At 65.2% G+C, this 26,044-nt stretch carries 33 protein-coding genes; 20 read left to right on the top strand and 13 right to left on the bottom strand.

Annotated features, from left to right (window positions below; translation table 11 throughout):
* The first annotated feature begins 27 nt into the window (after positions 1–27).
* Positions 28–318: a hypothetical protein gene (locus RPC_RS11865; protein ID WP_157043192.1), complete on the top strand. Its 291-nt coding sequence runs from the start codon at positions 28–30 to the stop codon at positions 316–318.
* 148 nt (positions 319–466) lie between these two features.
* Here the strand turns inward: RPC_RS11865 and RPC_RS11860 are convergent, their stop codons facing one another.
* Together RPC_RS11860 and RPC_RS26800 are read right to left on the bottom strand one after the other, a co-directional pair.
* Complete coding sequence (locus tag RPC_RS11860; RefSeq protein WP_011472823.1) at positions 467–1,513, bottom strand: DUF2252 family protein; 1,047 nt, start codon at positions 1,511–1,513, stop codon at positions 467–469.
* An 88-nt stretch (positions 1,514–1,601) separates the two neighbouring features.
* Positions 1,602–1,943 (bottom strand): hypothetical protein, encoded by a 342-nt coding sequence (locus RPC_RS26800; protein ID WP_011472822.1) that lies wholly within the window; start codon positions 1,941–1,943, stop codon positions 1,602–1,604.
* Between the two features lie 224 nt (positions 1,944–2,167).
* Here RPC_RS26800 and RPC_RS11850 point away from each other — a divergent pair, with 224 nt between their 5' ends.
* Genes RPC_RS11850 through RPC_RS11830 form a run of 5 tightly spaced genes read left to right on the top strand, consistent with a single transcriptional unit; the run spans position 2,168 to position 7,835 of the window.
* Complete coding sequence (locus RPC_RS11850) at positions 2,168–2,818, top strand: TetR/AcrR family transcriptional regulator (protein ID WP_415914827.1); 651 nt, start codon at positions 2,168–2,170, stop codon at positions 2,816–2,818.
* Positions 2,815–3,849, top strand: coding sequence for an HlyD family efflux transporter periplasmic adaptor subunit (locus RPC_RS11845; RefSeq protein WP_011472820.1), 1,035 nt, complete (start codon positions 2,815–2,817; stop codon positions 3,847–3,849). The genes RPC_RS11850 and RPC_RS11845 overlap by 4 nt, the downstream gene beginning before the upstream one ends.
* 2 nt (positions 3,850–3,851) lie before the next feature.
* Positions 3,852–5,579, top strand: a complete 1,728-nt coding sequence (locus RPC_RS11840) for an ATP-binding cassette domain-containing protein (protein ID WP_011472819.1) — start codon at positions 3,852–3,854, stop codon at positions 5,577–5,579.
* Positions 5,576–6,715, top strand: coding sequence for an ABC transporter permease (locus tag RPC_RS11835; RefSeq protein ID WP_011472818.1), 1,140 nt, complete (start codon positions 5,576–5,578; stop codon positions 6,713–6,715). The genes RPC_RS11840 and RPC_RS11835 overlap by 4 nt, the downstream gene beginning before the upstream one ends.
* A 7-nt stretch (positions 6,716–6,722) precedes the next feature.
* Entirely contained in the window at positions 6,723–7,835 is a 1,113-nt protein-coding gene (locus RPC_RS11830; protein WP_011472817.1) for an ABC transporter permease, read from the top strand.
* Positions 7,836–8,247: 412 nt separating this feature from the next.
* Here the strand turns inward: RPC_RS11830 and RPC_RS11825 are convergent, their stop codons facing one another.
* The 3 genes from RPC_RS11825 to RPC_RS11815 all read right to left on the bottom strand — a co-directional run bounded on the left by RPC_RS11825 (position 8,248) and on the right by RPC_RS11815 (position 10,404).
* The gene (locus tag RPC_RS11825; protein ID WP_011472816.1) at positions 8,248–8,766 is read right to left on the bottom strand and encodes a hypothetical protein; all 519 of its coding nucleotides are present in this window, start codon (positions 8,764–8,766) and stop codon (positions 8,248–8,250) included.
* A gap of 896 nt (positions 8,767–9,662) precedes the next feature.
* Entirely contained in the window at positions 9,663–10,007 is a 345-nt protein-coding gene (locus RPC_RS11820; protein WP_041801721.1) for a hypothetical protein, read from the bottom strand.
* 127 nt (positions 10,008–10,134) lie between these two features.
* Positions 10,135–10,404 carry a hypothetical protein gene (locus RPC_RS11815; protein WP_041802753.1) on the bottom strand — a complete coding sequence of 90 codons (270 nt, stop codon included), beginning with the start codon at positions 10,402–10,404 and terminating at the stop codon, positions 10,135–10,137.
* A 669-nt stretch (positions 10,405–11,073) separates the two neighbouring features.
* On the opposite strand from RPC_RS11815, the gene RPC_RS11810 reads away from it, so the two are divergent.
* The 4 genes from RPC_RS11810 to RPC_RS11795 all read left to right on the top strand — a co-directional run bounded on the left by RPC_RS11810 (position 11,074) and on the right by RPC_RS11795 (position 13,334).
* A complete protein-coding gene (locus tag RPC_RS11810) occupies positions 11,074–11,256 on the top strand; it encodes a Flp family type IVb pilin (protein ID WP_011472813.1) in 183 nt (60 codons plus the stop codon).
* A gap of 259 nt (positions 11,257–11,515) precedes the next feature.
* Positions 11,516–11,689, top strand: coding sequence for a hypothetical protein (locus RPC_RS11805; RefSeq protein WP_415914826.1), 174 nt, complete (start codon positions 11,516–11,518; stop codon positions 11,687–11,689).
* Positions 11,690–11,913: 224 nt separating this feature from the next.
* Positions 11,914–12,519: a CPBP family intramembrane glutamic endopeptidase gene (locus tag RPC_RS11800; protein WP_011472811.1), complete on the top strand. Its 606-nt coding sequence runs from the start codon at positions 11,914–11,916 to the stop codon at positions 12,517–12,519.
* Positions 12,520–12,581: 62 nt separating this feature from the next.
* On the top strand, positions 12,582–13,334 hold the full coding sequence (locus RPC_RS11795) for a tyrosine-protein phosphatase (protein ID WP_011472810.1): 753 nt from the start codon (positions 12,582–12,584) through the stop codon (positions 13,332–13,334).
* A 183-nt stretch (positions 13,335–13,517) separates the two neighbouring features.
* Here RPC_RS11795 and RPC_RS11790 read toward each other — a convergent pair whose 3' ends face one another.
* Positions 13,518–13,763 (bottom strand): DUF2171 domain-containing protein, encoded by a 246-nt coding sequence (locus tag RPC_RS11790; RefSeq protein ID WP_011472809.1) that lies wholly within the window; start codon positions 13,761–13,763, stop codon positions 13,518–13,520.
* Positions 13,764–13,948: 185 nt separating this feature from the next.
* On the opposite strand from RPC_RS11790, the gene RPC_RS11785 reads away from it, so the two are divergent.
* Complete coding sequence (locus RPC_RS11785; protein WP_041801719.1) at positions 13,949–14,140, top strand: hypothetical protein; 192 nt, start codon at positions 13,949–13,951, stop codon at positions 14,138–14,140.
* Between the two features lie 81 nt (positions 14,141–14,221).
* On the opposite strand, the gene RPC_RS11780 is transcribed toward RPC_RS11785, so the two are convergent.
* Positions 14,222–15,073, bottom strand: a complete 852-nt coding sequence (locus RPC_RS11780) for a tetratricopeptide repeat protein (protein WP_011472808.1) — start codon at positions 15,071–15,073, stop codon at positions 14,222–14,224.
* A gap of 155 nt (positions 15,074–15,228) precedes the next feature.
* On the opposite strand from RPC_RS11780, the gene RPC_RS11775 reads away from it, so the two are divergent.
* The 3 genes from RPC_RS11775 (at position 15,229) to RPC_RS11765 (ending at position 16,578) form a co-directional block, all read left to right on the top strand.
* Positions 15,229–15,699 carry a hypothetical protein gene (locus RPC_RS11775; RefSeq protein WP_049766094.1) on the top strand — a complete coding sequence of 157 codons (471 nt, stop codon included), beginning with the start codon at positions 15,229–15,231 and terminating at the stop codon, positions 15,697–15,699.
* A 176-nt stretch (positions 15,700–15,875) separates the two neighbouring features.
* On the top strand, positions 15,876–16,049 hold the full coding sequence (locus RPC_RS25485) for a DUF1328 domain-containing protein (RefSeq protein WP_011472806.1): 174 nt from the start codon (positions 15,876–15,878) through the stop codon (positions 16,047–16,049).
* A gap of 229 nt (positions 16,050–16,278) precedes the next feature.
* On the top strand, positions 16,279–16,578 hold the full coding sequence (locus RPC_RS11765) for a hypothetical protein (protein ID WP_011472805.1): 300 nt from the start codon (positions 16,279–16,281) through the stop codon (positions 16,576–16,578).
* A 129-nt stretch (positions 16,579–16,707) separates the two neighbouring features.
* Here RPC_RS11765 and RPC_RS11760 read toward each other — a convergent pair whose 3' ends face one another.
* From RPC_RS11760 to RPC_RS11750, 3 genes are all read right to left on the bottom strand, one after another.
* Positions 16,708–17,352, bottom strand: a complete 645-nt coding sequence (locus RPC_RS11760; RefSeq protein ID WP_011472804.1) for a GNAT family N-acetyltransferase — start codon at positions 17,350–17,352, stop codon at positions 16,708–16,710.
* 271 nt (positions 17,353–17,623) lie between these two features.
* Positions 17,624–18,022, bottom strand: coding sequence for a PaaI family thioesterase (locus RPC_RS11755; protein WP_011472803.1), 399 nt, complete (start codon positions 18,020–18,022; stop codon positions 17,624–17,626).
* Between the two features lie 50 nt (positions 18,023–18,072).
* Entirely contained in the window at positions 18,073–19,347 is a 1,275-nt protein-coding gene (locus RPC_RS11750) for an ArgE/DapE family deacylase (RefSeq protein WP_011472802.1), read from the bottom strand.
* 1 nt (position 19,348) lies between these two features.
* On the opposite strand from RPC_RS11750, the gene RPC_RS11745 reads away from it, so the two are divergent.
* Complete coding sequence (locus tag RPC_RS11745) at positions 19,349–19,669, top strand: hypothetical protein (RefSeq protein ID WP_157043191.1); 321 nt, start codon at positions 19,349–19,351, stop codon at positions 19,667–19,669.
* Positions 19,669–19,941 carry a DUF6719 family protein gene (locus RPC_RS11740; protein ID WP_011472800.1) on the top strand — a complete coding sequence of 91 codons (273 nt, stop codon included), beginning with the start codon at positions 19,669–19,671 and terminating at the stop codon, positions 19,939–19,941. Before RPC_RS11745 ends, RPC_RS11740 begins: the two co-directional genes overlap by 1 nt.
* A gap of 265 nt (positions 19,942–20,206) precedes the next feature.
* Here RPC_RS11740 and RPC_RS11735 read toward each other — a convergent pair whose 3' ends face one another.
* Positions 20,207–20,428 carry a hypothetical protein gene (locus tag RPC_RS11735; RefSeq protein WP_011472799.1) on the bottom strand — a complete coding sequence of 74 codons (222 nt, stop codon included), beginning with the start codon at positions 20,426–20,428 and terminating at the stop codon, positions 20,207–20,209.
* A 210-nt stretch (positions 20,429–20,638) separates the two neighbouring features.
* Between RPC_RS11735 and RPC_RS11730 the strand changes: the two genes are divergently transcribed.
* Complete coding sequence (locus RPC_RS11730; RefSeq protein ID WP_011472798.1) at positions 20,639–21,283, top strand: sensor histidine kinase; 645 nt, start codon at positions 20,639–20,641, stop codon at positions 21,281–21,283.
* A 37-nt stretch (positions 21,284–21,320) separates the two neighbouring features.
* On the opposite strand, the gene RPC_RS11725 is transcribed toward RPC_RS11730, so the two are convergent.
* A complete protein-coding gene (locus tag RPC_RS11725) occupies positions 21,321–21,740 on the bottom strand; it encodes a hypothetical protein (protein ID WP_011472797.1) in 420 nt (139 codons plus the stop codon).
* Positions 21,741–22,099: 359 nt separating this feature from the next.
* Between RPC_RS11725 and RPC_RS11720 the strand changes: the two genes are divergently transcribed.
* The gene (locus RPC_RS11720; RefSeq protein WP_157043190.1) at positions 22,100–22,354 is read left to right on the top strand and encodes a hypothetical protein; all 255 of its coding nucleotides are present in this window, start codon (positions 22,100–22,102) and stop codon (positions 22,352–22,354) included.
* Positions 22,355–22,544: 190 nt separating this feature from the next.
* Here RPC_RS11720 and RPC_RS11715 read toward each other — a convergent pair whose 3' ends face one another.
* Positions 22,545–23,087 carry a CreA family protein gene (locus tag RPC_RS11715; protein ID WP_011472795.1) on the bottom strand — a complete coding sequence of 181 codons (543 nt, stop codon included), beginning with the start codon at positions 23,085–23,087 and terminating at the stop codon, positions 22,545–22,547.
* A gap of 211 nt (positions 23,088–23,298) precedes the next feature.
* Between RPC_RS11715 and RPC_RS11710 the strand changes: the two genes are divergently transcribed.
* Positions 23,299–24,861 (top strand): L,D-transpeptidase, encoded by a 1,563-nt coding sequence (locus RPC_RS11710; RefSeq protein ID WP_011472794.1) that lies wholly within the window; start codon positions 23,299–23,301, stop codon positions 24,859–24,861.
* Between the two features lie 178 nt (positions 24,862–25,039).
* The gene (locus RPC_RS11705; protein ID WP_011472793.1) at positions 25,040–26,008 is read left to right on the top strand and encodes a polysaccharide deacetylase family protein; all 969 of its coding nucleotides are present in this window, start codon (positions 25,040–25,042) and stop codon (positions 26,006–26,008) included.
* Positions 26,009–26,044 lie beyond the last annotated feature (36 nt).

The following is a 26,044-nucleotide window of genomic DNA, read 5'->3' as shown; positions in this document are numbered from 1 at the left end:
TTCCCTCTTGTGACAGCAAGGCGCCCCATGCAGACCTCCCAGAGCCCCTCCACACCCGTGCGAAACGATCGGCTCGGGCGCGCCCAGCTTGCCGGGCTGGCCGGTGTGGCGGCGGTGCTGGTCGGGCTGACCTACCAGTTCGGCTATGCCTTCGTGATCTCGCTGGCGCTGTTCGCGACCGCCGCCGCGCTGACCTTCCTGGTCTATCTGATCGGCTCCGATGCGTTCGTTAAGCGAACCGCGCAAACGCCCGAGCCGGTGGCGAAGCCGCGCCGGGTCCGGCGCGCCGAGCGGATGGTGCTTGGCGCGGCCGAGTGAAGCGCTGCCTCGGCAGGCGCGCCGCGTAGGGCGGATCAGCGAGGCGTGATCCGCCCGGGCGAAAGGCGGCGCGAAAGGCGGCGCAATACGCTTCGCTCTTGCGCCCGACGACGCGACGACGCGTCGTCGCCCCGCCGAGCCCCTCGCCTCACCCCGCCCATTGCCGATAATCGCGCGTGACCGCGGCGGCGGCCAGCTTGGCCGCGGCGTTGAGCCAGCCGCGCCGGCGCTGGTTCAGATCGTCCAGCAGCTTGTCCGCGCCGGGCTCGCCGGCGGCGTGGATCGCGCCGAGATCGTAGCCCATCGTCCACATCAGATTGGCGTTCACCGCGGAGCCGGCTTTGTCGCCGAGCTCGATCTTGCGGGAATCCGGCGCCAGCCGCCGGATGATGCAATGCGCGCGGGTGTCGAGAAACGGATCGGGCGCGCGATAGTCGGCGGTCGCAAGATCGAGCAGATGCGCCGCCTTGCCGCCGTGCGCCCAGACCCAGGCCGAGGGCACCAGCGCCTTGGCCTCGCGCAACACGGTGCCGCCGCGCCATTGCGCGATCGCCACATAGCGCGGCCGCCCCAGGCTGCCGCCGCCGGCGCTGCGGCAGCGAAACTGGATGTCTTTGGCGTCCTCGGGCAGGCTCTTGGTCAGCGCGCGGATCACTTTGTGCGGCGGCTCGGCGGTCGGCCATTCGGCGACGTCGTGCCAGAATTTTTTCGATTTGCCGTCGGCGCCGAGCGCGTAGCGCAGCATCCAGAGATCGCTCTGGTCGAGCAGCGCCGGGCGCGGCTCGGCAAGGCCGGCGCGATAGCCCTTCAGCACCGCGTCGGCCGCGGCCTGCTTGCCGAGCGGCCCCGGCGGCGCCAGCCGGATGCTGGTGGCGAGCCGCACCAGATCCAACGGATACGGCATCACCGCGGCCTCGTCGAAATCGTTGACGCCCCACACCAGGCGCCCCTCGGCGTCGCGCCAGGTGCCGAAATTCTCCAGATGCAGATCGCCGACCGCCAGCACCTGCGGCGCGTCCATCAGCTCCGGCAACAATTTCGGGACGGTCTTGGCAAAGCGGAAGTAGGTCGCGCGCAAGAACAGGAACGCGCTCTTCTTCATCCGCTTGTGTTTCTTGGCGACGTCGCGGGCGACCACGTCGCATTGGCGGCCGAGCCAGGCCTCATAGGCGGCATTGTGCTTGCGAAACGACATGGCACCTCCCGCGGCGATCCTGGCGGTGGGCGCCCATCTCAATCCGAAATCCGAAAAAATTCAACTCGCCGCCGCGCCGCGGCGCCGGTCAGCTGCGCGCGGCAGGCGGCGCCGCGGCCTCGGCGGCCGCGGCGCCGACCACTTCCAGATAGGCCTTGTGGATCGACTGCACGGTCTTGACGTCGTCGAACTTGACCCGCCAGCTGCTCGGCCCGCCGCGCCCGACGATCACGCCCTGCCGCGCGCCATAGCGCGGATGCCGCTGCCGACCGAGCGCGCTCATCTGCACCCGCGCGCCGAGCGCCAGCTCGGCCGGCTGACGCGCCGCCGGATCGACCTGCTCGCCGCAAGGCGCCGGGGTCGGCTCGCCGCGGCCCTGCCACAGCGCCATCATCGCGCCGGCGTCACATCGCTTGATCGTCCCGGTCATCTCGGCTCCGCCCGCTTGCTGCACTGCGGCTCAAGTATTTTTGACTGACCAATTAGTCAACGAAACTTTTCGTGTTCGCGGGATAACGCCTGTTTCCAGAATAGTTTCCGTAACTTAGCAGCTATGTCGGGGTCCTTCCGCGCTTCGCCGCGACTTTCGAATAATTGACTAATCAGTCAGTCATGATAGGATTCGTTCCCTGGTCTTGCGCAGGAGAAGCCGCCTTGTCGACCCTCGACACCCCCAAACGCGTCGCCGGCAAGCGGGTCCGCGAGCAGGAGCGGCGCCGCCAGGCGATCCTCGACGCCGCCTTCGTGCAGTTCACCAGCGAAGGCTTTGCGGCGACCAGGCTCGACGCGGTGGCGGACGCCGCCGGCGTCGCCAAGGGCACGATCTATCTGTTCTTCAAGGACAAGGAAGATCTGTTCGAGAAGACCGTGCTGGCGGCGATCGGCCCGACCTTGAGCAATCTCGACAGCGTGGTGGCGCGCGCCGACCTGCCGTTCCCGCAACTGCTGGGGCAGCTCTCCGATCTGTTCCGGCGCGAGATCCTGGAAACCAAGCGCCGCGAGATCGTGCGCTTGGTGATCGCCGAGGGCGCGCGGTTTCCCGGGATCGCCGAATTCTATCACCGCGAGGTGATTTCTCGCGGCCTGTCGATCATCCGCAAGGCCGCGCAACGCGCGCAGGACAACGGCGAATTGCCGTCCGACGCGCTGGTGCGGTTTCCGCAATTGCTGTTCGCGCCGATGCTGATCAGCATCATCTGGAGCTGCGTGTTCACCCAGCACGAGCCGCTCGACGTCGAGGGCATGCTGGCGGCGCATCGCGATCTGTTGCTCGGCGTGCCGCATGACGGGAGCGCCAAGCCATGACTCCCCGCCTCAAGATCATCATCCCGATCGTCGTGATCGCGCTCGCCGGCGCCGCCGGCGCGTGGTGGTGGACGAGCCACCGTGGCGACGACGACGTGCTCACCTTGCAGGGCAACGTCGAGGTCCGCCAGGTCAATCTCGGCTTCAAGGTGTCCGGCCGGATCGCCGCGCTCAACGTCGACGAAGGCGCCCGGGTCGAAGCCGGCGACAAACTCGCCTCGCTGGATGCGGTGTATTTCGAAGACAATCTGCGGCAGATGCGGGCGCAACGCGATCAGGCCGCCGCCAATTTGGCCAAGATGATCGCCGGCAACCGGCCGCAGGAAATCGCCCAGGCCGAAGCTTTGGTCAGCGAGCGCGAAGCCGCCAGCGCCAATGCCAAGGTCAGTCTCGACCGCGCCACCCAATTGCTGAAATCCGCCGCCGGCACGCAAAAGACCTATGACGACGCCGCGGCGCTGAACCGCCAGACCACGGCGCAGCTGGCGTCGGCCAACGAAGCACTGCGGCTGATGAAGGCCGGCTTCCGCGAGGAGGATATCGACCTCGCCCGCGCCCAGCTCGCCGACAAGGACGCCGCGCTCCGGATCGCCGAGCGGCAGCGGATCGACGCCGACCTGCTGGCGCCGACCGCGGGCGTGGTGTTGAGCCGGGTGCGCGAACTCGGCGCCATCGTCAACGCCGGCGAGACGGTGTTCGTGCTCAGCCTCACCACCCCGGTGTGGGTGCGCAGCTACGTCTCCGAGCAGGAGCTCGGCCGCATCAAGCCCGGCATGGCGGTCGAGCTGCACTCCGACACGACGCAGATCAAGCCCTTGAAGGGCACCGTCGGCTTCATCTCCACCACCGCGGAATTCACCCCGAAGACGGTGGAAACCCGCGAGCTGCGCACCGCGCTGGTGTACCGGATCCGCGTCGTCACCGACGATCCCGACAACGTGCTGCGCCAGGGCATGCCGATGACGATCATCGCCCACCCCGACGCCGCCACCAAGCCCGCAGCGGGCATCCCCTCCGCCGAGGCGAAATAGCCATGGCGGCGCTGGTCTCCACCGAGGGCCTGGCAAAATCCTTTGCGCCGAACGCCGCCCCGGCGATCCAGGCGCTAACGACGACAATCAAGGCCGGCCAGGTTACCGGGCTGGTCGGCCCGGACGGCGCCGGCAAGACCACCTTGATGCGGCTGATCGCGGCGTTGCTGGAGCCGAGTGCAGGCCGCATCGACGTGCAGGGCCGCGACACCCGCACCGAGGGCGCCGCGATCCACGACGAGATCGGCTACATGCCGCAGCGCTTCGGGCTCTATGAAGACCTCTCGGTGATGGAGAACCTCACGCTGTACGCCGACCTGCGCGGCGTGGTCGGCGACGAGCGCACCGCGACGTTCGAAAAGCTGCTGGCCTTCACCGATCTGGCGCGCTTCACCGACCGGCTGGCCGGCGCATTGAGCGGCGGCATGAAGCAGAAGCTGGGGCTCGCTTGCGCGATGCTGAAATCGCCAAAACTGTTGCTGCTCGACGAGCCCAGCGTCGGCGTCGACCCGATCTCGCGGCGCGACCTGTGGAAGATGGTCTACACCCTGATCGACCAGGGCGTCGGCGTGGTGTGGAGCACCGCCTATCTCGACGAGGCCGAGAACTGCGCCGAAGTGATCGTGCTCAATCAGGGCCGCGTGCTATTTCAAGGCGACCCCAAGGACATGACCGCCAAGATGGCCGGCCGGGTGTTCAAGCTGCATGGCGCCGGCTCCGAGCGTCGCGCGCTGCTGGCGCGCACGCTGACCTCCGACGACGTGATCGATGGCGTGATGCAGGGCGAAGCGATCCGCCTGGTGATCGCCGAGGGCGCCGCCGCGCCGACGGCACAAAGCATCGGCGCCGCCTCTGTGACCATCGCGCCGACGCCGCCGCGTTTCGAGGACGCCTTCGTGGCGATGCTCGGCGGCCAGCCGAAGCGCACGCTGGCGCAGGCCACACGACAACGCAGCGACGAAGCCGGCCAGGCCCCGGTTCAGGCCAAGGCGCTGACCCGCAGGTTCGGCAATTTCACCGCCGCCGACCACATCTCGTTCGAGATCGCGCGCGGCGAGATCTTCGGCCTGCTCGGGCCGAACGGCGCCGGCAAATCCACCACCTTCAAGATGATGTGCGGGCTGCTGCGCCCGACCGAAGGCTCGGCGCTGGTCGACGGCCTCGATCTCTACAAGGCCCCCTCCGCCGCGCGCGCCCGGCTCGGCTACATGGCGCAGAAGTTTTCGCTGTATGGCGATCTCAGCGTCGCGCAGAATCTGGATTTCTTCGCCGGCGCCTATGGGCTGTCCGGCGCGCGCCGCCGCGAAGCGGTCGGCCGGGTGATCGAAGCGTTCGATCTGAAGCCGTTCCTGAACGAGAACTCCGGCGGCTTGCCGCTCGGCTTCAAGCAGCGCCTCGCGCTGTCCTGCGCCATCATGCACGAGCCGCCGGTGCTGTTTCTCGACGAGCCGACGTCGGGCGTCGACCCGCTGACCCGGCGCGAGTTCTGGAGCTTCATCAACGGCATGGTCGGACGCGGCGTCACCATCATGGTGACCACACATTTCATGGACGAAGCCGAATATTGCGATCGCGTCGCCTTGATCTATCGCGGCAAATGCATCGCGGTCGACACCCCCGAGGCGTTGCAGCACGCGGTGAAATCCAAGGAGATCCCGGAGCCGACGCTGGAAGACGCCTTCATCGCGCTGGTCGAGCAGCACGATCGCGCGCAGCAGGCCGCGGCATGAGCGCCGCCTCGCTGAAATCCGGGCGCTGGCGCCGGATCCGCGCGCTGATCGTCAAGGAGACGCTGCAGGTGGTGCGCGATCCGTCCAGCATCGTGGTCGCCTTCGTACTGCCGGCGCTACTGTTGTTTCTGTTCGGCTTCGGCATCACCTTCGACGCCACGCGCGTGAAGGTCGGCCTGGTGATCGAGGAGCCGACGCCGGAAAGCGCCGAATTCGCGATGTCGCTGTCCAACACCCGCTACTTCGACGTCCGTCAGGCGCAGAGCCGGCTCGCCTTCATCGACGACCTCGCCGCCGGCAAGATCAGCGGCGTGATCGTGTTGTCCGGCGATTTCGCCGAACGGTTGGAGCGCGGCGACACCGCCGGCGTCCAGGTCATCACCGACGGCAGCGACCCCAACACCGCCGGCCTCGTCACCGGCTATGTGCAAGGCGCCTGGCAGAGCTGGCAGAACCAGCGCGGCTTTGCCAAGACCACGTCGATGCCGGGCCAGATCGACGTCCAAGCGCGGTTCTGGTTCAACCCGGAGCTGGAGAGTCGCCGGCTGTTGGTGCCCGGCTCGATATCGCTGATCATGATGATGATCGGCGCGCTGCTCACCGCGCTGGTGGTTTCGCGGGAATGGGAGCGCGGCACCATCGAGGCGCTGCTGGCAACCCCGATCGGGACGCTGGAATTCCTGATCGGCAAGCTGGTGCCGAATTTCATGCTCGGGCTGTGCGCGATGGCGGTCTGCGTGCTGGCAGCGCTGTTCGTGTTCGACATTCCGCTGCGCGGCTCGCTCTTGATCCTGATCGGCTTCACCGCGGTGTTCATGAGCGTCGCGCTCAGCATCGGGCTGTTGATCTCCACGGTGGCGAAGACCCAGTTCGTCGCCAGCCAAATGGCGATGCTGGTGGCGTTCCTGCCCGGCTTGTATTTCTCCGGCTTCCTGTTCGAGATCGCCAGCATGCCGGCGCCGCTGCGGGCGTTCTCGGTGATCGTGCCGGCGAAATACTATGTGCAGGGGCTGCAGACCATCTTCCTCGCCGGCAACATCGCCTCGGTGCTGGTGCCCTGCACGCTGATCCTCGTCTTCATGAGCACGGTGCTGTTCGCGCTGACCGCGCGCAACACCCGGCAACGGCTGGATTGAGGGCGCGATGATCTGGACCAGGCTGCTCGCGCTGATCGTCAAGGAGATGCTGGCGGCGTTCCGCGATCCGAAGGCGCGGATGGCGCTGGTGCTGCCGCCGCTGATCCAATTCTTCCTGTTCGCCTTCGCCGCCACTTTGGAGGTCTCTAACGTGCCGGTCGGCGTGTTGAACCAGGATTGGGGCGCGCAGTCCGAACAATTGATTAGCCGCTTCGAGCGCGCCTCGGCGTTTTCCGAAGTGCGGCGCTACGGCAGCGAGGCCGAGGCACGCGCCGCGATCGACCGCCAGGACGTCATGGTGGTGATCCAGATCGGCCAGGATTTTTCCCGCAAGCTCGCCGGCAACGAAAAGCCGACGGTGCAGCTGTTGCTCGACGGCCGCAAATCCAACAGCGCGCAGATCTTGAGTAACTATCTCAACACCATCATCGCGCAATACAGCGCCGCCTATCGGATGGGCGGCGCGGCCGTGCCGCCGGAAAGCGAGATCGTCGACCGCAGCTGGTACAATCCCAATCGCGGCTATCGCGAATCCATGGTGCCGGTGCTGATCGCCACGCTGCCGATGACCATGGTGCTGATGATCGTCGGCATGTCGGTGGCGCGCGAGCGCGAACTCGGCACCTTCGAGCAACTCCTGGTGTCGCCGCTGCAGCCGTTGGAGATCGTGGTCGGCAAGGCCGTTCCCGGGCTGATCGTCGGCTTCGCGCAATGCACCATCATCACCTTGATCGTGATCTTCGGCTTCGGCATCAGCTTGACCGGGTCGGCGCTGGTGCTGTTCACCGGGCTTGCGATCTTCCTGGTCTCGATCATCGGCATCGCGCTGTTCATCTCCTCGCTGGTGTCGAACCAGCAGCAGGCGATGATGGGCATCATGGTGACGATGATGCCGCTGATGATGCTGTCGGGATTCAGCTCGCCGGTGCAGAACATGCCGGACTGGCTACAGCCGGTCGCGCAGATCAACCCGCTGACGCATATCGTGGTGGTGATCCGCGGCGTGTTCCTGCGCGACATGGCGTTCGGCGCGGTCGCGGAGCGGCTGTGGCCAATGGCCGCAATCGCGGTGGTGACGATCTCGGCTGCCGCCTGGATGTTCCGCCGCAAGATCCAGTGAGCGAACACGCCTCGCGATGACGATGTTGTGATCGGAAGCTACGCGGGCCCAAGCGCCAAAGCGCCTACCTAACGACCGGCTTTTGCGCGGCTCCGGTCGGCCGATGCCGCGGCGGTCGCGGTGTGATCGTGGTGGAGGTCCGGGGCGGCTGCGGCGCGCCAACGGTCGGCGGCAGGCCGCTCCGCAACCATGACAGGGCTTGAGACAGTCCCGGCAACACCCGGGTCGAGCGTTCGCTGCAGATCATGCTGACTACCCTTCCCGGTTCCGATGGTTGGTCCAATCTGGATCCGGCGGCTGCGCCTGGTTGTTTGATTATCGGGCCGCAGCGTCAGCAAGGTACTCCTCGCCGACGCCGCTGGCACCTCCGTACGCTACCGAGGGCCAACCCGCAGCTGGCCGCGTAGTTCCACTACTTGTTTCCCCCGGTGGCCTGTTTCGCCGGCGGCTCCTTGGTCAGGATCGCCACCAGGCTGTAGTCTGGGGTTTGTCCCGGCGCGCTGGCGATCTGGTCGTAGATCAGCACGTCGCCGTCCAGCCGCATCTTGATATCGTCGATCTTGACGTCGTCGATCGGATTCAGCGTCACCAATGATTGTCCCTTCACCGAGCCCACCTTGGTGTTGGGCTTCAGATTGGTGGCGGTCCCTTCCACGAAGGTGATGGTGCCGTCGTTGTCGATAGTGAATTTGTCGACCTCGGTGAAGGTCTGCTTGCCGAGTTCCTCGCACACCATATGCGCCTCGTGCACCTGGTAGCTGGTCTCGCTGCCGACGAACTTCATCTTGATGTCGCCGCAGCTATGCACCTTGTCGCCCATTTGGAAGGTGCCCTTGCCGACCCACACCCCGTCGATGAACGACGCGCCGCCGCCGGCATAGGCCGGCGTGCTCAGCGCCAATCCAAGTCCTGCGATCCATCCCAACTTCATGGCCGTTTCCTCCGCTGATGTTGTTGTGGGGATGTGTAGCGCGCGACCGCGATTGCAAGCCTCGCCGCGCGACGAACCGAAAAATCAATTAGTAAGCGGTGTCCTGATAGTGATCACGCGCCGCGCATGATCAGCACGCGACGTCCGAAGCGACCAGACGAAATTCAAGCTGAGGTGATCGCCAGCGAGGTCGCTTGGCTCGCGATAATCGCCATCGGGCTGCCGCGCCACAGACACGGGGCTGGCCACAGCGACGCCGCGCATAGCGCTGCGCACCGACCGCGTTGACAGGCTTCGTATTATTGATTATATTCCTAGTCGTCCTGTCCGTGAGGGGCGCTTTCGCGAGGCGTCACGTTAGCGGGACAGAGCGAGCGGTGGGGCAACTCACTCATCGCTGCCGATGCGGAGGCAACTCCAATTCGGTCGACGCGGCGTCCCGCGCTGGTGCCTCGCAAGCATCACCCGGGAGGCCCCAGGCCACCGTCCGGGCCCACTACGAGGCTCTGCCACTTGCTGGTTGGCTGGACGCGGGACAGGTGAACGGCGAGAGATCGCCGGGATCAGTGGTGCGGAGTGCATCGCGCCTGTCCCCGGAAGCACGGTCCCGGGGCCCATAATCGCCGCAGGACGGCGCGCCGCAAGGCGACGCGCGGTCTTTGCGACTGGCCTTGCGAGGCAAGCCGCAGACCGCGAAACATCTACCCCCGCGCCCTGCGGCGCGCCTCCCCCCTCATTGGTTCGAGGGGGCCTCTTGCAAAGCTCGGGCGCTTAGCGCCGCGAGATCGCGGGCGGCTATCCGGAATTCGTTGGGCTGTTTGACATTCGAATCAAGGACGTATGGCGCTCGGCCAATCATCCAAGGCACGGCGGCCGCCGGCCCCAGCCCTCAGCCCTCAGCCTTGCGGCTTTTGCTGCTTTTCCACGAAGCCGTTGAAACAGCTCAGCCGCTCGTCCTGCTCCTTGGTGAAGCGGCAGTCGGTGACCGCCTTGACCTTGGGCGGTTTCGGCTTGGGCTGCGGCGCGATCAGCGCGTCGTAGCAGTCCAGCCGCTCCTTGGAGCCGTCCTCGATCTCCAGGCAGGCCTGCAGCTGCGAGGGCAGCGACGGCTTGCCGGGCTTGGCGGCAGCCACCTTCGGCTTGATCTGCAGCAGCGGCCGGTCGCCGACCGTGGGCGGCACGGTCTGCGCCGACGCCGCGGCGGAATACAACACTACAAGGGGCAACAGCAGACGCTTCATGGCATGTCCTCGAACCAACGCGGCCATGCTAGCAAACCCGGCCCGGTGCGGCGAAGCGAAAAAATCTTATGACGGCGCGTGCGCCGGGCGGCCGGCTCCGGGTCGGCGGTGCGCAGCGCCACGCGGCCTAGCGCTGAAAACTGCTCTTGATCTGGGCCAGCAGCGTCAGCACCCAGCACAGCGCGAAGCCGCCGGCCAGGCCGATGCCGGTGCGCTTGTCGATCAGCGACAGCCCGGTCCACAGCCAGACCCGCCAGATCCACAGCGCGGCGATGCCGACCCCGAGCAGACAGACCAGCAGCTTGACGAAGCGCGAATTGGCGACGCCCACCGCCGCGAACAGGATGGTCAGCGGCACCAGAAACATCTGGCAGGTGGAGATCAGGGTCTCGTTCAAAGCGGCGGCTCCGCGCATCGGGGGCGATAGCCGCAAGCCATAAGGGCCAAGTTCAAACAAATCGTTGCGGCCCGGGCTTCGCGGCCCGCGGCTTTCGGTCCGGCAGCCGCAGCATGCCGTCGGCCGCCGGCCGCCGCGACATTGAGGCCGGATGTCGCCGCGGTCATCCAAGGCGACCATTCTTGCCAGGCTGCAGCCTCTCACCCCGTCGCCGCGCCTCACTTGCCCATGGCGAGGCGTCGTCCTGCTCACGCTCCGATACGGCAGTCCGGCAAGCGCCCCCGACGCCGCGGCGACCGCCCGCCTCGGCCACGGCGACATCGTTCGCGGATAATTCGGCCGCCGCCCCCCCCCGCAGCGAGCGCGTAGTTGTCAGACCCTAATATGCGACACCTTGTCGCTACAACAATCACCCGTGGTACTAATTTACTACCTGTCGCGGCAAGCCACCCCGGCAACTACCTCTCACCTATCATTTCAGTTACTGCGCTCTGGATACGTCTCGACATATTTTGCAAAGAATCTTCGTATCATCGGTATTTTTGTACCACTACTATTGGTTGTTCGTCAATCCGATTCAACCCGAGTTAAGTTTTTCACGGCAAGTTCGCGGCGTTGAAGGAAACACTCACCGCCCGGGCAAAATAGCTGAACTAACAGGAGAGACACATGAACAACATCGTCATGAAATTTCTGAAGGACGAGTCGGGCGCAACCGCGATCGAATACGGCCTGATCGCCTCGCTCATCGCCCTCGCCATTATCACCGCGCTCACCACCATCGGCAGCAATCTGAGTACCAAGCTAGGCGAAGTTGGAGCCGCGCTGACCACCCCCGAGCCCAAAAAGTAAAGGAGGACCTCGCAAGATAACTACTCTATTTTCTCCGTGGCTGGAGAGTCTTCTGCGGGCTTCGATTCTCAGTCGAAGCCCGTTTCAGTTGGCGGCTGTCGCATCGGCGCCAACGTCGTTCAATGAGCGGCATCGCGGCGCCTGGCCATGCGGCGCTGGCCACCCGGCCGAGACTGCGTTATCAAGGCCGATGAAACTGATTTTCGCGGCTCTCATCGTCGCCGCGCTACCGACTGTGGCCTGCGCGGAACAGACGCCCGTGACCGCCGGCACACCGACGCCGCGCGATACGCCGCGGCCAATTCCGCATGCGGCGAAATCCAATCCCTGCGCGCAGTTCGGCCCCGGCTTCGTGATGGTCGAGGGCTCCTCCACCTGCGTCAAGCTCGGCGGCGCGATCAGCGTCCGCGGCGGCGGCCGGATGTCGCGCTAGCGCATTCTCGGTTGGAATTGAATCATCCAGGCCGCGCCCGCCGCGGCGGCCGCCATGGCGGCGAGCCGAGTGGGCATGACGGCGGCACGGTGTTTGAACGCCTGAACCGCATCGGCGTTGTCAGCCACGGAACACATCGCAAAGACTTTCGCTTCCCCGGAACCCTAGGAAGCTTACCGGCATATCGCTGCATGACATTTTTAAGTCTCCTGGTATAAGGGTATATGACATTTTTGCGTCAATGGCGGGCCCTGGCGCCGCTAGCGGGCTTTGCCGCGCTGATCTCGATCCCCGGATTAGCCATCCATTGGGGAGCGCTGTCGTTCGAATATCGGCTGCATGCGCTGCTCGCGGTGTCGGCGCTGTGCATCGCGCTGTGCTTCTACAGCGGCTTTTCCTTCGCCGAACTCGGGCTGAGCCGGCCGATCCTGATGTCGCATTGGATCGGCTGCGGCGCCGTCACCATCGGGCTCGCCGCCATCATGGTGATCGAGGCGCAGATCTTCAGCTTCACCCGGCAGCCGCCGAACTGGCTCAGCTTCGCACCGTTCTACATCCTGGTGTCCAGCCCCTGCCAGGAGGTGGTGTGCCGCGCGATCCCCAAGCTGATGACCGACAAACTGCAGACCAGCAACTGGACCTATGTGCTGTATTCCTCGGCGATGTTCTCGCTGATCCACCTCGCCTATGGCGACGCCATGCTGCTGCTGAACACCTTCCTGGTCGGGGTGATCTGGGGCTTCGCCTATCTGAAGATGCGCAACATCTGGCCGTTGATCCTGTCGCACGCCGCGGTCGGCACGCTGGCGTTCTCACTCGGCATCGCCTGACGCTGCGTCGGCACGCGCACTCTGTCATCCCCTCGCCATTGCCGATCGGCTACACTGGCACCATGCTTGATTCTTATCCGCGACATCTCGCGCTGACCGGCGCCTGCAATTTCCGCGATCTCGGCGGCTATCCGGGCAAGGACGGCCGCGGCGTGCGCTGGCGGCAGCTGTTTCGCTCCAATCATCTGGCGCACCTGAGCTGCGACGACATCGCGCTGCTGCGCAGCCTCGGCCTGAAGAACGCGTTCGATCTGCGCGGCGTCGAGGAGCGGCTCAGCACGATGTGCTGCGTCGACGATATCACCGTACATTCGCTGCCGATCGAGCCCGCGATCATGCTGGCGCTGCGCGAGCGCATCCTCAGCCGCGTGCCGCTGTCCGCCGCAGAGACCGCGGAGTTGATGCGCGACTCCTATCGCGATTTCGTGCGCAACAACACCAAGGCGTTCCATGCGTTGTTCGCGCATCTGCTGGAAGATCACGCGCCGCTGGTGATTCACTGCACCGCCGGCAAGGACCGCACCGGATTCGCCTGCGCGCTGATCCTGCACGCGCTCGGCGTCGCCGAGCCCACCATCGTCGAAGACTATCTGCTGACCAACCGGCACTACCGGCTCGATGACGCGACGGCGAAGACCCTTGCGTTGCCGGCCGAGATCACCGCTGTTCTGGTGTCGGTGGAGGACTCGTTCCTGGCCGCGGCGTTCGAGGCCGTGCGCGCCGATTATGGCGATCTCGAAACCTACTTTGCCGATGGGCTCGGCGTTGGCCGCGCGCAACGTGCCGAGCTCGAGGCGCGCTATCTGGAGCGATAGCCGGCTTGGCGGCTCGCTCGCCTCCACGCCGTCTCGGCGCAATCCATGAACTACTGATTGTGGGTGGCTGTTTTCGGTCAGGCTTTCAGGAGTTCGAGCAGAATGACGATTTGGGATCATCCTGCTCGGGTCATTCGGCGGGCCGCGGTCGCGGACTCCTATAGCTGCGCCGCCGCGGCGAGACTACTTTTCTTCTTCTTCCATCGTCACCGCGACGTCGCCATTGGCCGACAGCCGCACCTTGCTGCCTTCGATCTCGGCGACCAGGCTGCCTTCGATGAAATGGTGATGGCCCTTGTGGCTGCCTTGGCCGCTGTCGGCTTTGGTCAGCTTGATGCGATCGCCATCGACCCGGTCGACCGTGCCGATATGAACGCCGTCGGCGCCGATGACTTCCATGTGTTCTTTGATGCCGCTTACGCCAGCCATGGTTTGTTCTCCGAGGAATGGAACCACTTAACGCGCAGCCCCGGTTTAAGTTCGGGCGCCGGTGGATTTCTCGCAGGTTCGTCCTGCGGCGTCGCGCGCGCATTGCGCTCCTTGGTTGCTCCGGCGCAACGATCGGCCTTGGCGATCGGGCAAGGTCACGCGCATCAGCGGCAAGGGAGAGCAACATGCGGGTTTTCGAACGCCTGAGACAACGCTACGGCGCCGAGGCGCGGCAACGCGCCGCCGAATTGGACGACCAGCAAGCCCGCCTGCTGGCGGAGATCAAATCAAGCGACGAGGCCGATCAGGCCGGCCAATGCTGCGGCTGTTCGATCGGCCATGAGGCGTCAGCACAACCGGCGGCGGCTCGGCGCTGATCGAGGCTGGGCGGCCGGCACTTGATGACGACGGCGTCATCCTGTGCGGGCACGCCCGTTATTGCCGGATCAGTTGCGCGCTCAGAAGCACAGATTGGTGACGACGCCGCCCTGCTTGTCCTTGAGCACGTAAGGGCAGTCGGCGCGCTTCAGCGCCGCCTTGGCGTCGTCATTGCCGAGCGCCGCGGCGCGTTGATAGTAGTCCTTCGCCGCTGTGGCATCCCGCGGCCCGCCGCGCCCGCTCTGCGCGAACGCGCCCATCCGCTCCATGGCGGCGGCATGGCCCTGCGCCGCCGCCTTCTCGAACAGATTGCGGGCGCCCGCGTCATCCTTGGCGCCGCCCTGCCCCTCGGCCAGCATCATGCCGAGTTGATACTGCGCTTCGGCATTGGTGTCGGCCGCCTTCGCCAGCAGCGCGCGGGCGCGCGCCGGATCGGCTGGTGCACCAGACCCCGACAGCGCCGCGAGATTGCTGACGCCGCGCGGATTGCCGGCCTCGGCGGCGCGTTCGAACAGTTTGCGCGCCGCGGCGTCGTCCTTGCCGACGCCGGAGCCGGTGGCATAGAGCACGCCGAGTTCGACCATCGCCGAGCTGGAGCCCTTGTCGGCGGCTTTGCGGAACGCCGCGATCGCCTCGTTGGTTTGCCGGTTGGCCGCATAGGCGCGGCCGAGCCCATACAGCGCGCGGCGCGACGATGAAGCGGCGGTGCGGCAGAACTTGATCGCGGTGGCGACGTCGCCGGGCGCGATCTCGGCGACGCCCTTGACGTCGGCCGGCTTGTCCGGATCGGCGGGATCGGCGGCGAGCCGGTCGCACAGCACCAGATCGGCGGATTGCGCCTGCGCGGCGGAGCCGGCGAAACCGGCACCGAGCGCCAGCAGACTAACGCCGAAGACAGAAGCGAGCGAAGTTGCAAGAATTGGCTTGATCATGGTCCCCTGCCGGTTGGTCGGCCACGCGCGAACCTACGGCGCCGCGGCGGCGCCAGCAAGCTCGCGCACGCGTCCCTACCCCGATGCTCTGCACGGCATGTCCCCGGGGTCCGAAGGTGCGTGAAAGCAGCGCGGCTTTCTGCTACACGTCGGCAATGAGCAAACGACACGCCAATTGGGACACCCGCTCTCCCGCGAGCAAATGGGCCCATGTCATGGAGCGCATCGGGCTGGCGATGGCTGGCGCGTCGTGCGGGCTGTTCGTCGCCGCCAATATGATTCGCACCAATGTCGAGATGGGCTCCGGTGCCGCCGCACTGGCGATGCTGCTGTTTGGCGCCATCGGCTTCTATCTCGGCATCGACCTGCCGCCGCCGCTGCACGATCCGGACGCGCCGCCGCCGCCCGGCCACCTCGCCAGAACCGATTCCGTCGAACTGTTCAGCGCCACCGGCACGTTTCTGAGCGCGCTCGCGGCGGTGATCTCGGTCTATGTGATCGTGGTCGACGAACGGCTGCATCTGGCCGTGGTGCTGCTGATCGGATTAGCTTGGCTGATCGGCAGCATCATGCAGGTCGCAGCCGGCGTCATCGCCCGGGTCCGGCGCTCGCGCTCGACGGCCTGAGCGCCGCCACCGCGGAAACAGCCCGATCAGCCTGAACCGCGCGGCGCGCGGCGTGTTCGCAGCAAGCGCTGGCCGCGAGGTGTCGTCTGCATCGCACCAAACGACCTCACCGCGGCCAAGCGGAACCAACACCTGTGCTGCTCGTTCAAACTCCGCGTGACGAGACGGAGACGGCGATGACGATTCTGAAATGGGCGCTGATTTTCTTCGTGGTATCGGTGATCGTCGGCGTGCTGGGTTTCACCGGAATCTCGGCCGCCTCAGCGGACGTCGCGCGCATCCTGTTCTACATCTTCCTGGTGATTTTCCTGGTGCTGCTGATCTTGGGGTTGACGATCTTCAGGGCCTGACGTCGGGCGCACCGCACGGATTGCAGGACGATCTTCCTTCAACCCTGACCGCGCATAACTAGCCGCGCAGCGGCATTTGCGCGCATGCGCGGCTTTGCTTTATTGATCTGGCGCAACGCGCCCGGTAATCGATCAAGGCAAAGAGATCGCGTCGAGTCTGCCACGTAATCTTCATTTCTACGTCGCAGCATGCGGTCAATCACTTCATCAATTCAGCACAGGCCGACCAATGAGCGAAGATTGGAATACGAAATATGGCGTGAGGCGCGTGCGTCGCGACCCGCCGACGCTGGATGAAGCGATTTTCGCCGCGATGGGCATCACCGACGACCTGGAATCCCAGGCCGAGATCGCCGCCTCGCTGATGGGCATGCCGGTCGAGTCGGTGCAGACCGAGGTGCGCAAGGCCAGCCGCGCCGCCGCCCGCACCACGCGCGTGATCACCGGCGAGCAGGGTTTCCAGCGCTCGATCGTGGTGGAGCGCCGCGTCACCCGCAAATTCGGCAACGACAAGCGGATCGGCTCGTAACAGCCGGACGCGCCGGCGATGCAGCCTGCGCTACGCAGGCTGAGAGCAGTTGGTTTTAGGATCGCGCGCGAACAATACAACCGCGCAGCCGCGCCGACCAAAGCGTCGGCGCCGAAATCGCCAAATTGGCTAGGCGGCCTTGCCGAAGCCCGACATTCTCAAAAACAGTTTCCAGCACGCCTGATTGAAATCGATCAGCGCCTTCGCCGCATCGGCGGGGACCTCTTCCTTAACATCCAATTCGCGGCCGTCCGCGGCCAGGTTGGGCGCGTCGACGTTCGGATTGAGGTCGATGGTGCCGGTGGATTCGCCGCGCCGGAACGTCAGATGGGCGCCGAACTTGTTGGCCAACGCGCGCATCGCCTGGTTCTGCGAGCCGGTGGTGATCCGCAGCCGCTCGTAACCCAGCGAACTCGCCACCGCGATCAGTTGCTTGAACAGCGTGCTACCAACCCCCTTGCGCCGCAAGTTGGCCTCGACGCTGAAGGCGATCTCGGGCAACGAGTCGGAAGACAGATCCGGCTGGTGCAGTTCCGCCGCGGCATGGACCGCGCCGTCTTCGGCGAAATAGGCCAAGATGATGGTGCCGTCGCCGGCACATTTCGCGGAATAGCGCTCGATGAACCCTTCATCGGCATAGCCGTTGAAGCGATCCCGGCGGCTCTCCGGATCGAGCCGCATCAGATGATCCTTCAGCAACGGAAGTTCCTGATTGATCAGCGATCGGACTCTGCACTTGGCAGCCGTCTGGCCAGCTATCGCAGCGTCGTTCATTGCCTTGCTCCTCTTGGAAGAAGGCCCTCGAGGAGGCGTTCGATTCCCTAGACCGACAATATTGTGCATCGCACCATGCATTTCAAGAGCATATGCTATGCGTGCGCCACAGAGATTCATCGGATCCCATGCGGAGCAAGTGTTAAGCAAACCTAAACGACTGTAGTTAAAGAGAACTTAAGATAAATCAAACCACCCTGGACTGTGGTCAGCCCTAGTATCAGCCAGCGGTTGCGGCTTCTGCGCAACACCGCGCTCGGCGCCGCAGGCCTCACAGTACCAACTGGGTCTGCGTGACCACCGCCACCAGCCGCCCCTCTTCGGTCTCGATGCGAGTTTGCCATACCTGAGTGCGGCGGCCGCGATGCACCGGCTCCGCCACCGCGCGCACGGTGACGCCGGCCTTGGCCGGACCGATGAAATTGGTCTTGCTCTCGATCGTGGTGGTGCCCTGCGCGCCCTCCGGCAGATTGATGAAGGTGGCAGCGGCGCCGATGGTGTCGGCCAGCGCCATCACCGCCCCGCCATGGATCACGCCGCCAAGCGTGCAGAGATCGTCGCGCACCGTTATGATCGCGGTCACCCGCTCCGGCATCGCTTCGGTGAACTGCACCCCGATCAGCGCGGCGAACGGCAGCGGCCGCGACCGGATCATCTCGAGCGGCGTCATCGTCCCTCCCGTTGCTATGATCCGTCGCGCAAGCCGCCGCCGCGCTCCGTCTAGACGGCTTCCACGCCGCACCATTCGGCGATGAACAGCGCGGTGGCCTTGGTGGATTGCCGCAACGAATCCAGATCGACGAATTCGTTGAAGCCGTGCATCGCGCCGCCGCTGGCGCCGAAGCACAGGCTCGGGATGTCGTAGTTCAACCCATAGAAGCGGGTGTCGGTCAGCGCGGTGAACGACATGTCCGGCACGCTGCCGCCATAGACCGCGGCGTAAGCCTTGCCGAACGCCGCTTCCGGCGCCGCGGAGTCTTTCAGCTCGTAACCTTCGGAGAGGAAGCCGGTCCATTGCACGACCGGCGGATTGTTCGACAGGAAGCGATGGTCGCGCGCCGCCGCCGCCACGCAGGCCACGATCTCGGCCTGATGCTCGGCCACCGACCAGCCCGGCAGGATCGCGATCCGGCAATCGACGTCGCACCACGCCGGCACGCTGGACGCCCAGTCGCCGCCCTTGATGATGCCGGGATTGAAATTGATCGGATGGGCGACGTTGCCGAAATGCCGATCGGACGCGGCGCGTTCGTTCCACGCCGCCTCCAGTTTCTCCAACGCCTGAATCAGATGATACGCCGCATTGATCGCATTGGCGCCGGCGCCGGCCTCGTAGACGTGCACCGGCAGGCCGCGCACTTTCAATCGAAACCAGATCACGCCGACCTGCGAGCGCACCATCTTGCCGAAGGTGGGCTCCGGAATGAAGCAGGCGTCGGCGCGGTAGCCGCGTTGCAGCGTGGAGAGCGCACCGAGCCCGGTGCTCTCCTCCTCGATCACCGATTGAAAGTGAATCCGCGCGGTGGGTTTCAAGCCCGCGGCCTTGATCGCATCGAGCGCATAGAGCGCGCCGATGGTGCCCGACTTCATGTCGCAGGCGCCGCGGCCGAACAGCTTGCCGTCCTTCACCACCGGGTCGAATGGCGGGGTGTCCCACATCTCCACCGGCCCCGCCGGCACCACGTCGCAATGGCCCTGCAGAATCAGCGACTGCCCGGCATGGCGCGCCGGCCGATAGGTCCCGACCACGCTGCGGGCTTTGGAGAAATCGTGCTCGATCGGGCCGAAGCCGCGCATCTCCTTCAGATCCTCGACGTCGATGTGCCAGTCGTCGACCTCGTAGCCGCGCTGCCGCAACAGATCCGCCATCATGTCCTGGCACGGCGCTTCGGCGCCTCGCGTGCTCGGGATCGCGACGAAATCGCGCGTGGTGGCGAGCTGGGCGTCGAAGCCCGCGTCGACGGCATCAAGAATGCGGCGGTGATCGTCGTTCAAGTTGATTTCTCCTGTTGTGTTCTTCTCAGGCGTCGTCGGCGCGCCATGCGAATGTGATCAAATCATGTTTGGCGGAGATTTGAAGCGGTTTCTGCAAGCTTTGAGAATCGCCGACCGGCAATTACAATTGCGGCTCCAGTTGCAGCAACGCAACCGAGTGGAGAACATCGTGCCGAACAATCGCAATGTTTTATATCTGATCATCGGGGCGCTGGTCGTCGTGCTCGGCGTCGTCGGTTACAATCTCTATCAAGAGAAGAAGGAACCCAACGGCGTGCAGATCAACATCGGCCCGGACGGCCTCAAGGTGCAGAACAAGTGATGACGATCCCGCCCCCCAAAGCGATGCTGCGCAATCCTGCGCTATTCGCCGCGACCGTCGGGATCGCGGCGTTGCTGCAGGCCACCCCGGCCGCCGCCGAGCAGGTTCCGCGCGAGCAGGACATTGTCGATTTGCGGCTGGGCCAACGCATTCTGGTCGACGACGGATCGTGCCCCGTCGGCCAGATCAAGGAGGTGCTGGGCGCGACGCTGTCGTCGACCGGCATCACGCGCACGCGCTCATGCGTGCCGCGGTTCGGCAAGAAGAGATAGCGTCACGACGCCGCGGCACTCGGTTGCGTTACGTCGGTGTGGCGTGCTGCAGATCGAAGCCCATCGCGAGACGCCGCCTGCGCGGCGCTCCGGCGGGAGCCGTCGCAACACGCGCGGCACGCCCGACGTCGAACGCATCTGGGTTCGAAACGAACGAGCCATCGAGGCATTTGCGATCCGCCTGCGGCCGGTGCGGCTGCGGGCGGCCCTGCGGCCGGTGCACCCACCGCGACCCGCTGACGCATCCCCGGGTGACGTAGCGCGGCTAGCGTTTCTTGGTGCCGCCGCTGACCACCCCGAAATCCGCAGATTTCGTACCGCTGTCGCAGACCGCAAAGCCTTCGGCTGTTAGTCCGCGCCGCAGCAACTCGCGCACCGCGGCCGCTCGGCTCGGCATATGGCGGCTGAAGCGCCAGCTATCCAGCGCTTCATATTCCTCTTCCGTGAGCATGAGTTGCAGACGTTCGCCGCGAGGACTGCTGACCATGACGCCCTCCTCGTAATTTTACTCATCCGGCTCATTTTACTCCAACTTGGCGGTTGGCGCCAACAACGCTATCGGCGCAGATGTCCACAGTGCGGGAGACTACGTAGTTACTTCAGCTACGGCATTCTGCAAAAGTGACCCCAATTGAACAGGAAGTATTTGTTGTCAGATCGATAATGGAGGCGCAGATTTCTGCGGAGGTTATTCATCATGACCAGGCAATCTTCCCCGGCCAATTCCCAGGACTCCACCGAGCTCGACTTTCACGGCGAAGCCGATTACCGGATCGCGAAGAGTCTGACGATGATCAGCAGCATCGCGCGGTTGCAGGCCTTCAAGGGAGCGCCCGCCGACCCGCAGATCGTGCTGCTGGAAACCGCCAACCGCATTGACGCCGTGGCCGGTCTCCACAACCTGCTCGCCTGTTCGAGGACCGGGACCATCCAGCTCAGCAAGTATTTGGAAGACATCTGCGAGCGCTCAGTGCGCGCGCTGTGTTCGGTGTCCACGTCATACACCGTGACCTGTGCGCCGGAGCACGTCGTGCCATTCCGGCTGGCGTTACCGCTCGGGCTGATCACCGCGGAGTTGTTGTCCAATTCGGTGAAGTACTCGCATCCTGCGGGTCTTCCGGCGCGAATCACGATCAGCTGTCGCCGCGCGACGCGCGACTCGCTCACCTATCGGTATCAGGATGATGGCGTGGGGTTTCCTGAGAACTTCGACGTCGGGCGGGATGGCCATGTCGGGATGCGGCTGATCAAGTCGCTGAGCGAGCGCTCGCGCGGTAGCCATCATTGGTCGAGCGGCCCTCTGGGGATCAGCTTCGAGATGGTCGCTCCGATGGCGGCGTAGTCGGCGCGGCATCGCGCGACCCGGCAAGGCTTGCACTTCACGGCAGCGGTTCGAACATGCACTGCAACGCCGGTTTGGCGATCTGCGTAAAGGTCTCGTCGATCCGGGATTGCTTGGCGGCCGGCACCCACTCGTTCTCGATGCTCGGCACCCCGGTTTCGCCGATGCCGCGCAGCAACGCCTCGCGCAGATCGGGATCCTGCACCGAAGCGACCGCGTGATCGTGCAGGCACCCGCACACCGCCTGCGGGTGCGCCCAACGTCCCGCCATGTGAGTGGTGCAAAGCCGGATGAATTCGGCCCGCCGATCCGACGACTTCAGCGCCGTCCAGATCGGCGGCGGCGCGGGCAGTTTGGCCTTAACCTCGCTCCGAAACGGCAGCGGCGCTTGCGCCGCGGCAGCCGCGGTCCAAAGACTCGCAACGGCGAACGCGGCAAACGCAACATTTCGACCCATCGGGCGCCGACCCACTGTGCCACCACGGTGATCAGCGGATTGCCGCCTCGGCGAGCTGCGGCGCCTCGTCAACATCGGCGCAGCGCTTTAGAGGATCGCACGCAAACTCCGCATCTGGCTGTCTCCGGGCCGCGGTCTGCCGCCGCGTCCCTTGGCGGTTTGATAACCAACTCATGTTTCCGGATGTTTGCGTCGGCCCGCAAAACGGTTTCGTCACGGATTTGAATTGTTTCATCGCTACAAATGCGACGAAACAGACCGTGCTTTGCCGGTCCAAATGAACTATCGTGTAAGTGGCAATCGCCCGGGATGGAACTTTTTCGACCCTCGCCGGTTACCCAACATCAGGTAGGGAAAGGATGACGATCGTGAACAGAAGCACGCGCATCGGCGACGCTTCGTCAAACGTTGGATCATCTCAGATGGCCGCGCGGCTGAGCAGCCGCCGCAGCTTGGCGCAAGACAGGATGATGCTCGGCGACACGCCGGGCGAAATGGCGCTGCAATCCAACAACAATCACCATTCCAGCTACTGTGCGCCGCAAGGCTTCGTGCAGCTGGTCGGCTATCGCGACCCCAGCGGAAAATTACGCGCAGGCAAAGCCGCACGTTAGCGCGCCCTAGCAGCACTTATCGAGGCGCGCGCCGCGGCCGCGCGCATCATGGCATCCCGCGCATCACGGCATCGCATCCCGCATCGTGTCGTCACGGGCATCGTGGCATAAAACAGCTTGATCAAACGTGATGACGGGCTGGCCTACCGAGGCCAGCCCGTCATCATGTGTGCAATCGTTGATATGCGCGTTACTTGAAGAAGTCGGCGCATTTCTGAACGGCCGCGTCGCCCGCGCCCCACGGCATCACCGGCACCGACGAGGTCGAATTTTTCGGCGAGCCTTCGATGATGCGGTCCGAATACACCATGTAGACCAGCACGTTTCGCTTGATGTCGCAACCCCGCACGATCTGCATCTTCTTGAAGAACAACGAGCGTTTCTTCTGGAACATGTCTTCGCCCTGCTCCATCTTGTCTTTAAAGCGGATCGGGCCGACCTGACGGCAGGCCAACGAGATGTCCGACACCTCTTCGGCCAATCCCAGCCATCCCTTGAACCCGCCGCGCTCCGGCACCGTGAAATGGCAGGCGACGCCCTCCACTTCCGGATCGTCGAGCGCATAGGTGGCGAGCTTGTCGTTCGGGCTCAGCCATTTGAAGACGGTGGAGCGCCGGAAGATCAGGTCGGGTTCTTCTGCGGCGCTGGCCACCGACCCCGACAGCAACGCAAAGGCGAGCGCAGCGAGTGTCCAGGTCTTCAAATGGGAAATGCGAGGGGCTCGAACAGTCATTGGTGTCTCCGTCAGCAAAGGTTCCCCCTATGTAGGATGACGCGGCAACGCTGATAAGGTGCCGCACCGCGGCTTTAACCAGTTGTGAGGCATTTCTGTTATTGTTTGAAACGGATTTTAGGATGATGTCGCGCGCGGCGACGATGCGCGCGCAAGGCCGTGCGAGAATCTTATAAATTTCGGGCGTGACGACGGTATTCGAGGGTAACACGTGGACCGACAACAGGCATTTCATCGAACCGGTCCGCATCGCGCGACTGCCCCGCTCAACCCTTCGCTTCGATCCCGGTCGTGGTGGCGCGTTGGCGCCTTGGTGACTGCTGGACTGCTGGTCGGCGGCAGCGCCGACGCCACCGCGCTGTTCTGGCCGGACAGCGATTCCGCCGATTACGGCTATAGCGACCCCGCGCCGCCGCCACCGCCGCCGCCGAAGCGGCGGCTGAAGGCGCATCGCCCTGCCGAATTCAAGCGCGAGAAGCTCGAGACCGAGACCCGCAAGCCGCAGGGGCCGCTGATGATCGCCATCTCGATCGAGAAGCAACAGCTGAAGCTGTACGACGCCAACGGCCTGTTCGCGGAGTCTCCGGTATCCACCGGGATGCGCGGTCACGCCACGCCGATGGGCGTGTTCAGCGTCATCCAGAAAAACAAATGGCACCGCTCCAATATTTATAGCGGCGCGCCGATGCCCTACATGCAGCGCATCACCTGGTCCGGCATCGCGATGCATGCCGGCGCACTGCCGGGCTATCCGGCGTCGCACGGCTGCATCCGCATGCCGGCCAATTTCGCCACCAAGATATGGGGCTGGACCCGGATGGGCGCGCGGGTGGTGATCGCCCCCGGCGAGCTCGCGCCGGAGCACTTCGCGCATCCGCTGTTGATTGCGCAGAAGCCGGCCCCCGCGCCCGCGGCGGCGTTGCCGGCGCTGGTCACGGTGGGAAAATCCGATAAGGAAGCCTCGGCTGCGGCCCCGGTTTCGACGCCGGCGCTGTCGATGGCGGAATTGCGCAGCACGCTGGCCACCGACAAGCCGGCCGTGACGTCGCCGTCGGCGGTGCCGCCGCTCGGTCAGCGCCGCACCGCCGACGCGAGCCGCGTGCTGGCGTCGCCCGCCGCGAGCGATGCGGCGGCGCCGCAGGCTGCCGTCGTGCCGGCGGCGGACAAACCCGCCGACAAACCGATCGAGACCACCGAGTCGGTGGCGGTGCCCGCCGCCGCGCCCGATGTGTCGAAAGACGATGCTTCCAACGATCTGCCCAAGGATCAGGGCCGCGCGCCCGACGCCGGCGCCGCAAAGCCCGAACAGGCGCAGCCTGCGAAGCGCAGCGGTCCGATCGCGGTGTTCGTCAGCCGCAAGGACGGCAAGCTCTATGTGCGGCAGAATTTTGCGCCGCTGTTCGACGCGCCGATCGAAATCGCCGCCGGTGATCGCCCGCTCGGCACTCACATCTTCACCGCGCGGCTCGACAAGGCCGACGCCAACGCCATCACCTGGTCGGTGGTGTCGTTGCCGAGCGTGTCTCGGCGCGCCGACACGGTCGCTGACGACGGCGCCACACGACGCCGCAAGAGCGTCGGCGCGATCGAGGTGAAGCCGGCGCCGCTGCCGAACAGCGCCGCCGAGGCGCTGGACCGGCTGACGATCCCGCCCGACACGCTGGCGCGGATCGCCGAATCGCTGTCGACCGGCAGCTCGATCATCGTCTCCGATCAGGGCGTCGCCTCCGGCGAAACCGGCGAAGGCACCGATTTCATCGTGCCGCTGCGCTAACAACGTCGCGGGCCGCTCGCGCTCGCGACCGCCCTCGGATGAGTCCCGGCCCGCCCTCCGATCAGCGAGGCGGCGCATAAAACCATTGCTGTTTCGGCGCGGCTGCCTCTAGGCTGGTGAATCAGGCGGGATGACAAGCCGGCCCGTGAGCCGGAGCACGCGAGCGAAGGGAAACGCGATGCGCATAGCGACAGGATTGCTGGTTGCTGGTGTAGTTTCGGTCGGCGTGGCGGTGACCGCCTTCGCGCAGAGCCCACCGCGTTCTGCCAAAGCCCCGCAAGCCATCGCCGCCGCCCCGCAGGCCGCGGCCCCCGCCGCTGCCGCTGCGGCCCCGCTGCCGCCGCCTGCCCCGGCCAAAGCGGCCTGCGCCAATCCCGACGCGCTCGGCGTCGGCCGCGTCGTCGAGATCGACACCACCGGCGGCCCCGGCTTCGGCTTCGAGCACTTCAAGCAGCTGGATTTCCTGCGCGACAAGGAAGTGGTGCTGACCTTCGACGACGGCCCCTGGCCGGTCAACACGCCATCGGTGTTGAAGACCCTGGCCGACGAATGCACCAAGGCGATCTTCTTTCCGATCGGCAAGCACGCCACCTACCATCCGGAAATCCTCAAGGCGGTGGCCGCCGCCGGCCACAGCATCGGGTCGCATACCTGGTCGCACGCCAATCTCAACAACAAGAAGCTGACCGAGCAGCAACAGAAAGACGAGATCGAGAAGGGCTTTTCCGCAGTGAAATGGGCGCTCGGCAGCGCGCCCTCGCCATTCTTCCGCTTCCCGGCGCTGCAGCATCCGCCGGCCATGGTGACCTATCTCGGCACCCGCAACGTCGCGATGTTCTCCTGCGATCTCGACTCCTTCGACTTCAAGGCCGGCAAGCCGGAGAAGATCGTCGAGACGGTGATGAGCAAGGTCGACAAGCTCGGCAAGGGCATCATCCTGATGCACGATTTCCAGAAGCACACCGCCGAAGCGCTGCCGACGCTGTTGCGCCGCCTGAAGGCCGGCGGCTACAAGGTGGTGCAGATGAAGGCCAAGGCGCCGGTCGCGACCATTGCGGAGTATGACGAGGCGCTCGCCAAGGAAACCAAGCTGCCGACGGTGAGTTCGCGCCCGCTGAACAGCGTGGTGCAGACGATTTCCGAATAGGTGAGCAGCGGTCGAAATGGCGTCGTGTTGAGTTGG

It is taken from the genome of Rhodopseudomonas palustris BisB18, assembly GCF_000013745.1.
Taxonomy (GTDB): domain Bacteria; phylum Pseudomonadota; class Alphaproteobacteria; order Rhizobiales; family Xanthobacteraceae; genus Rhodopseudomonas_A; species Rhodopseudomonas_A palustris_F.
Note: the sequence above shows the minus strand (reverse complement) of the source record. Positions and strands in the feature narration are given on the sequence as shown.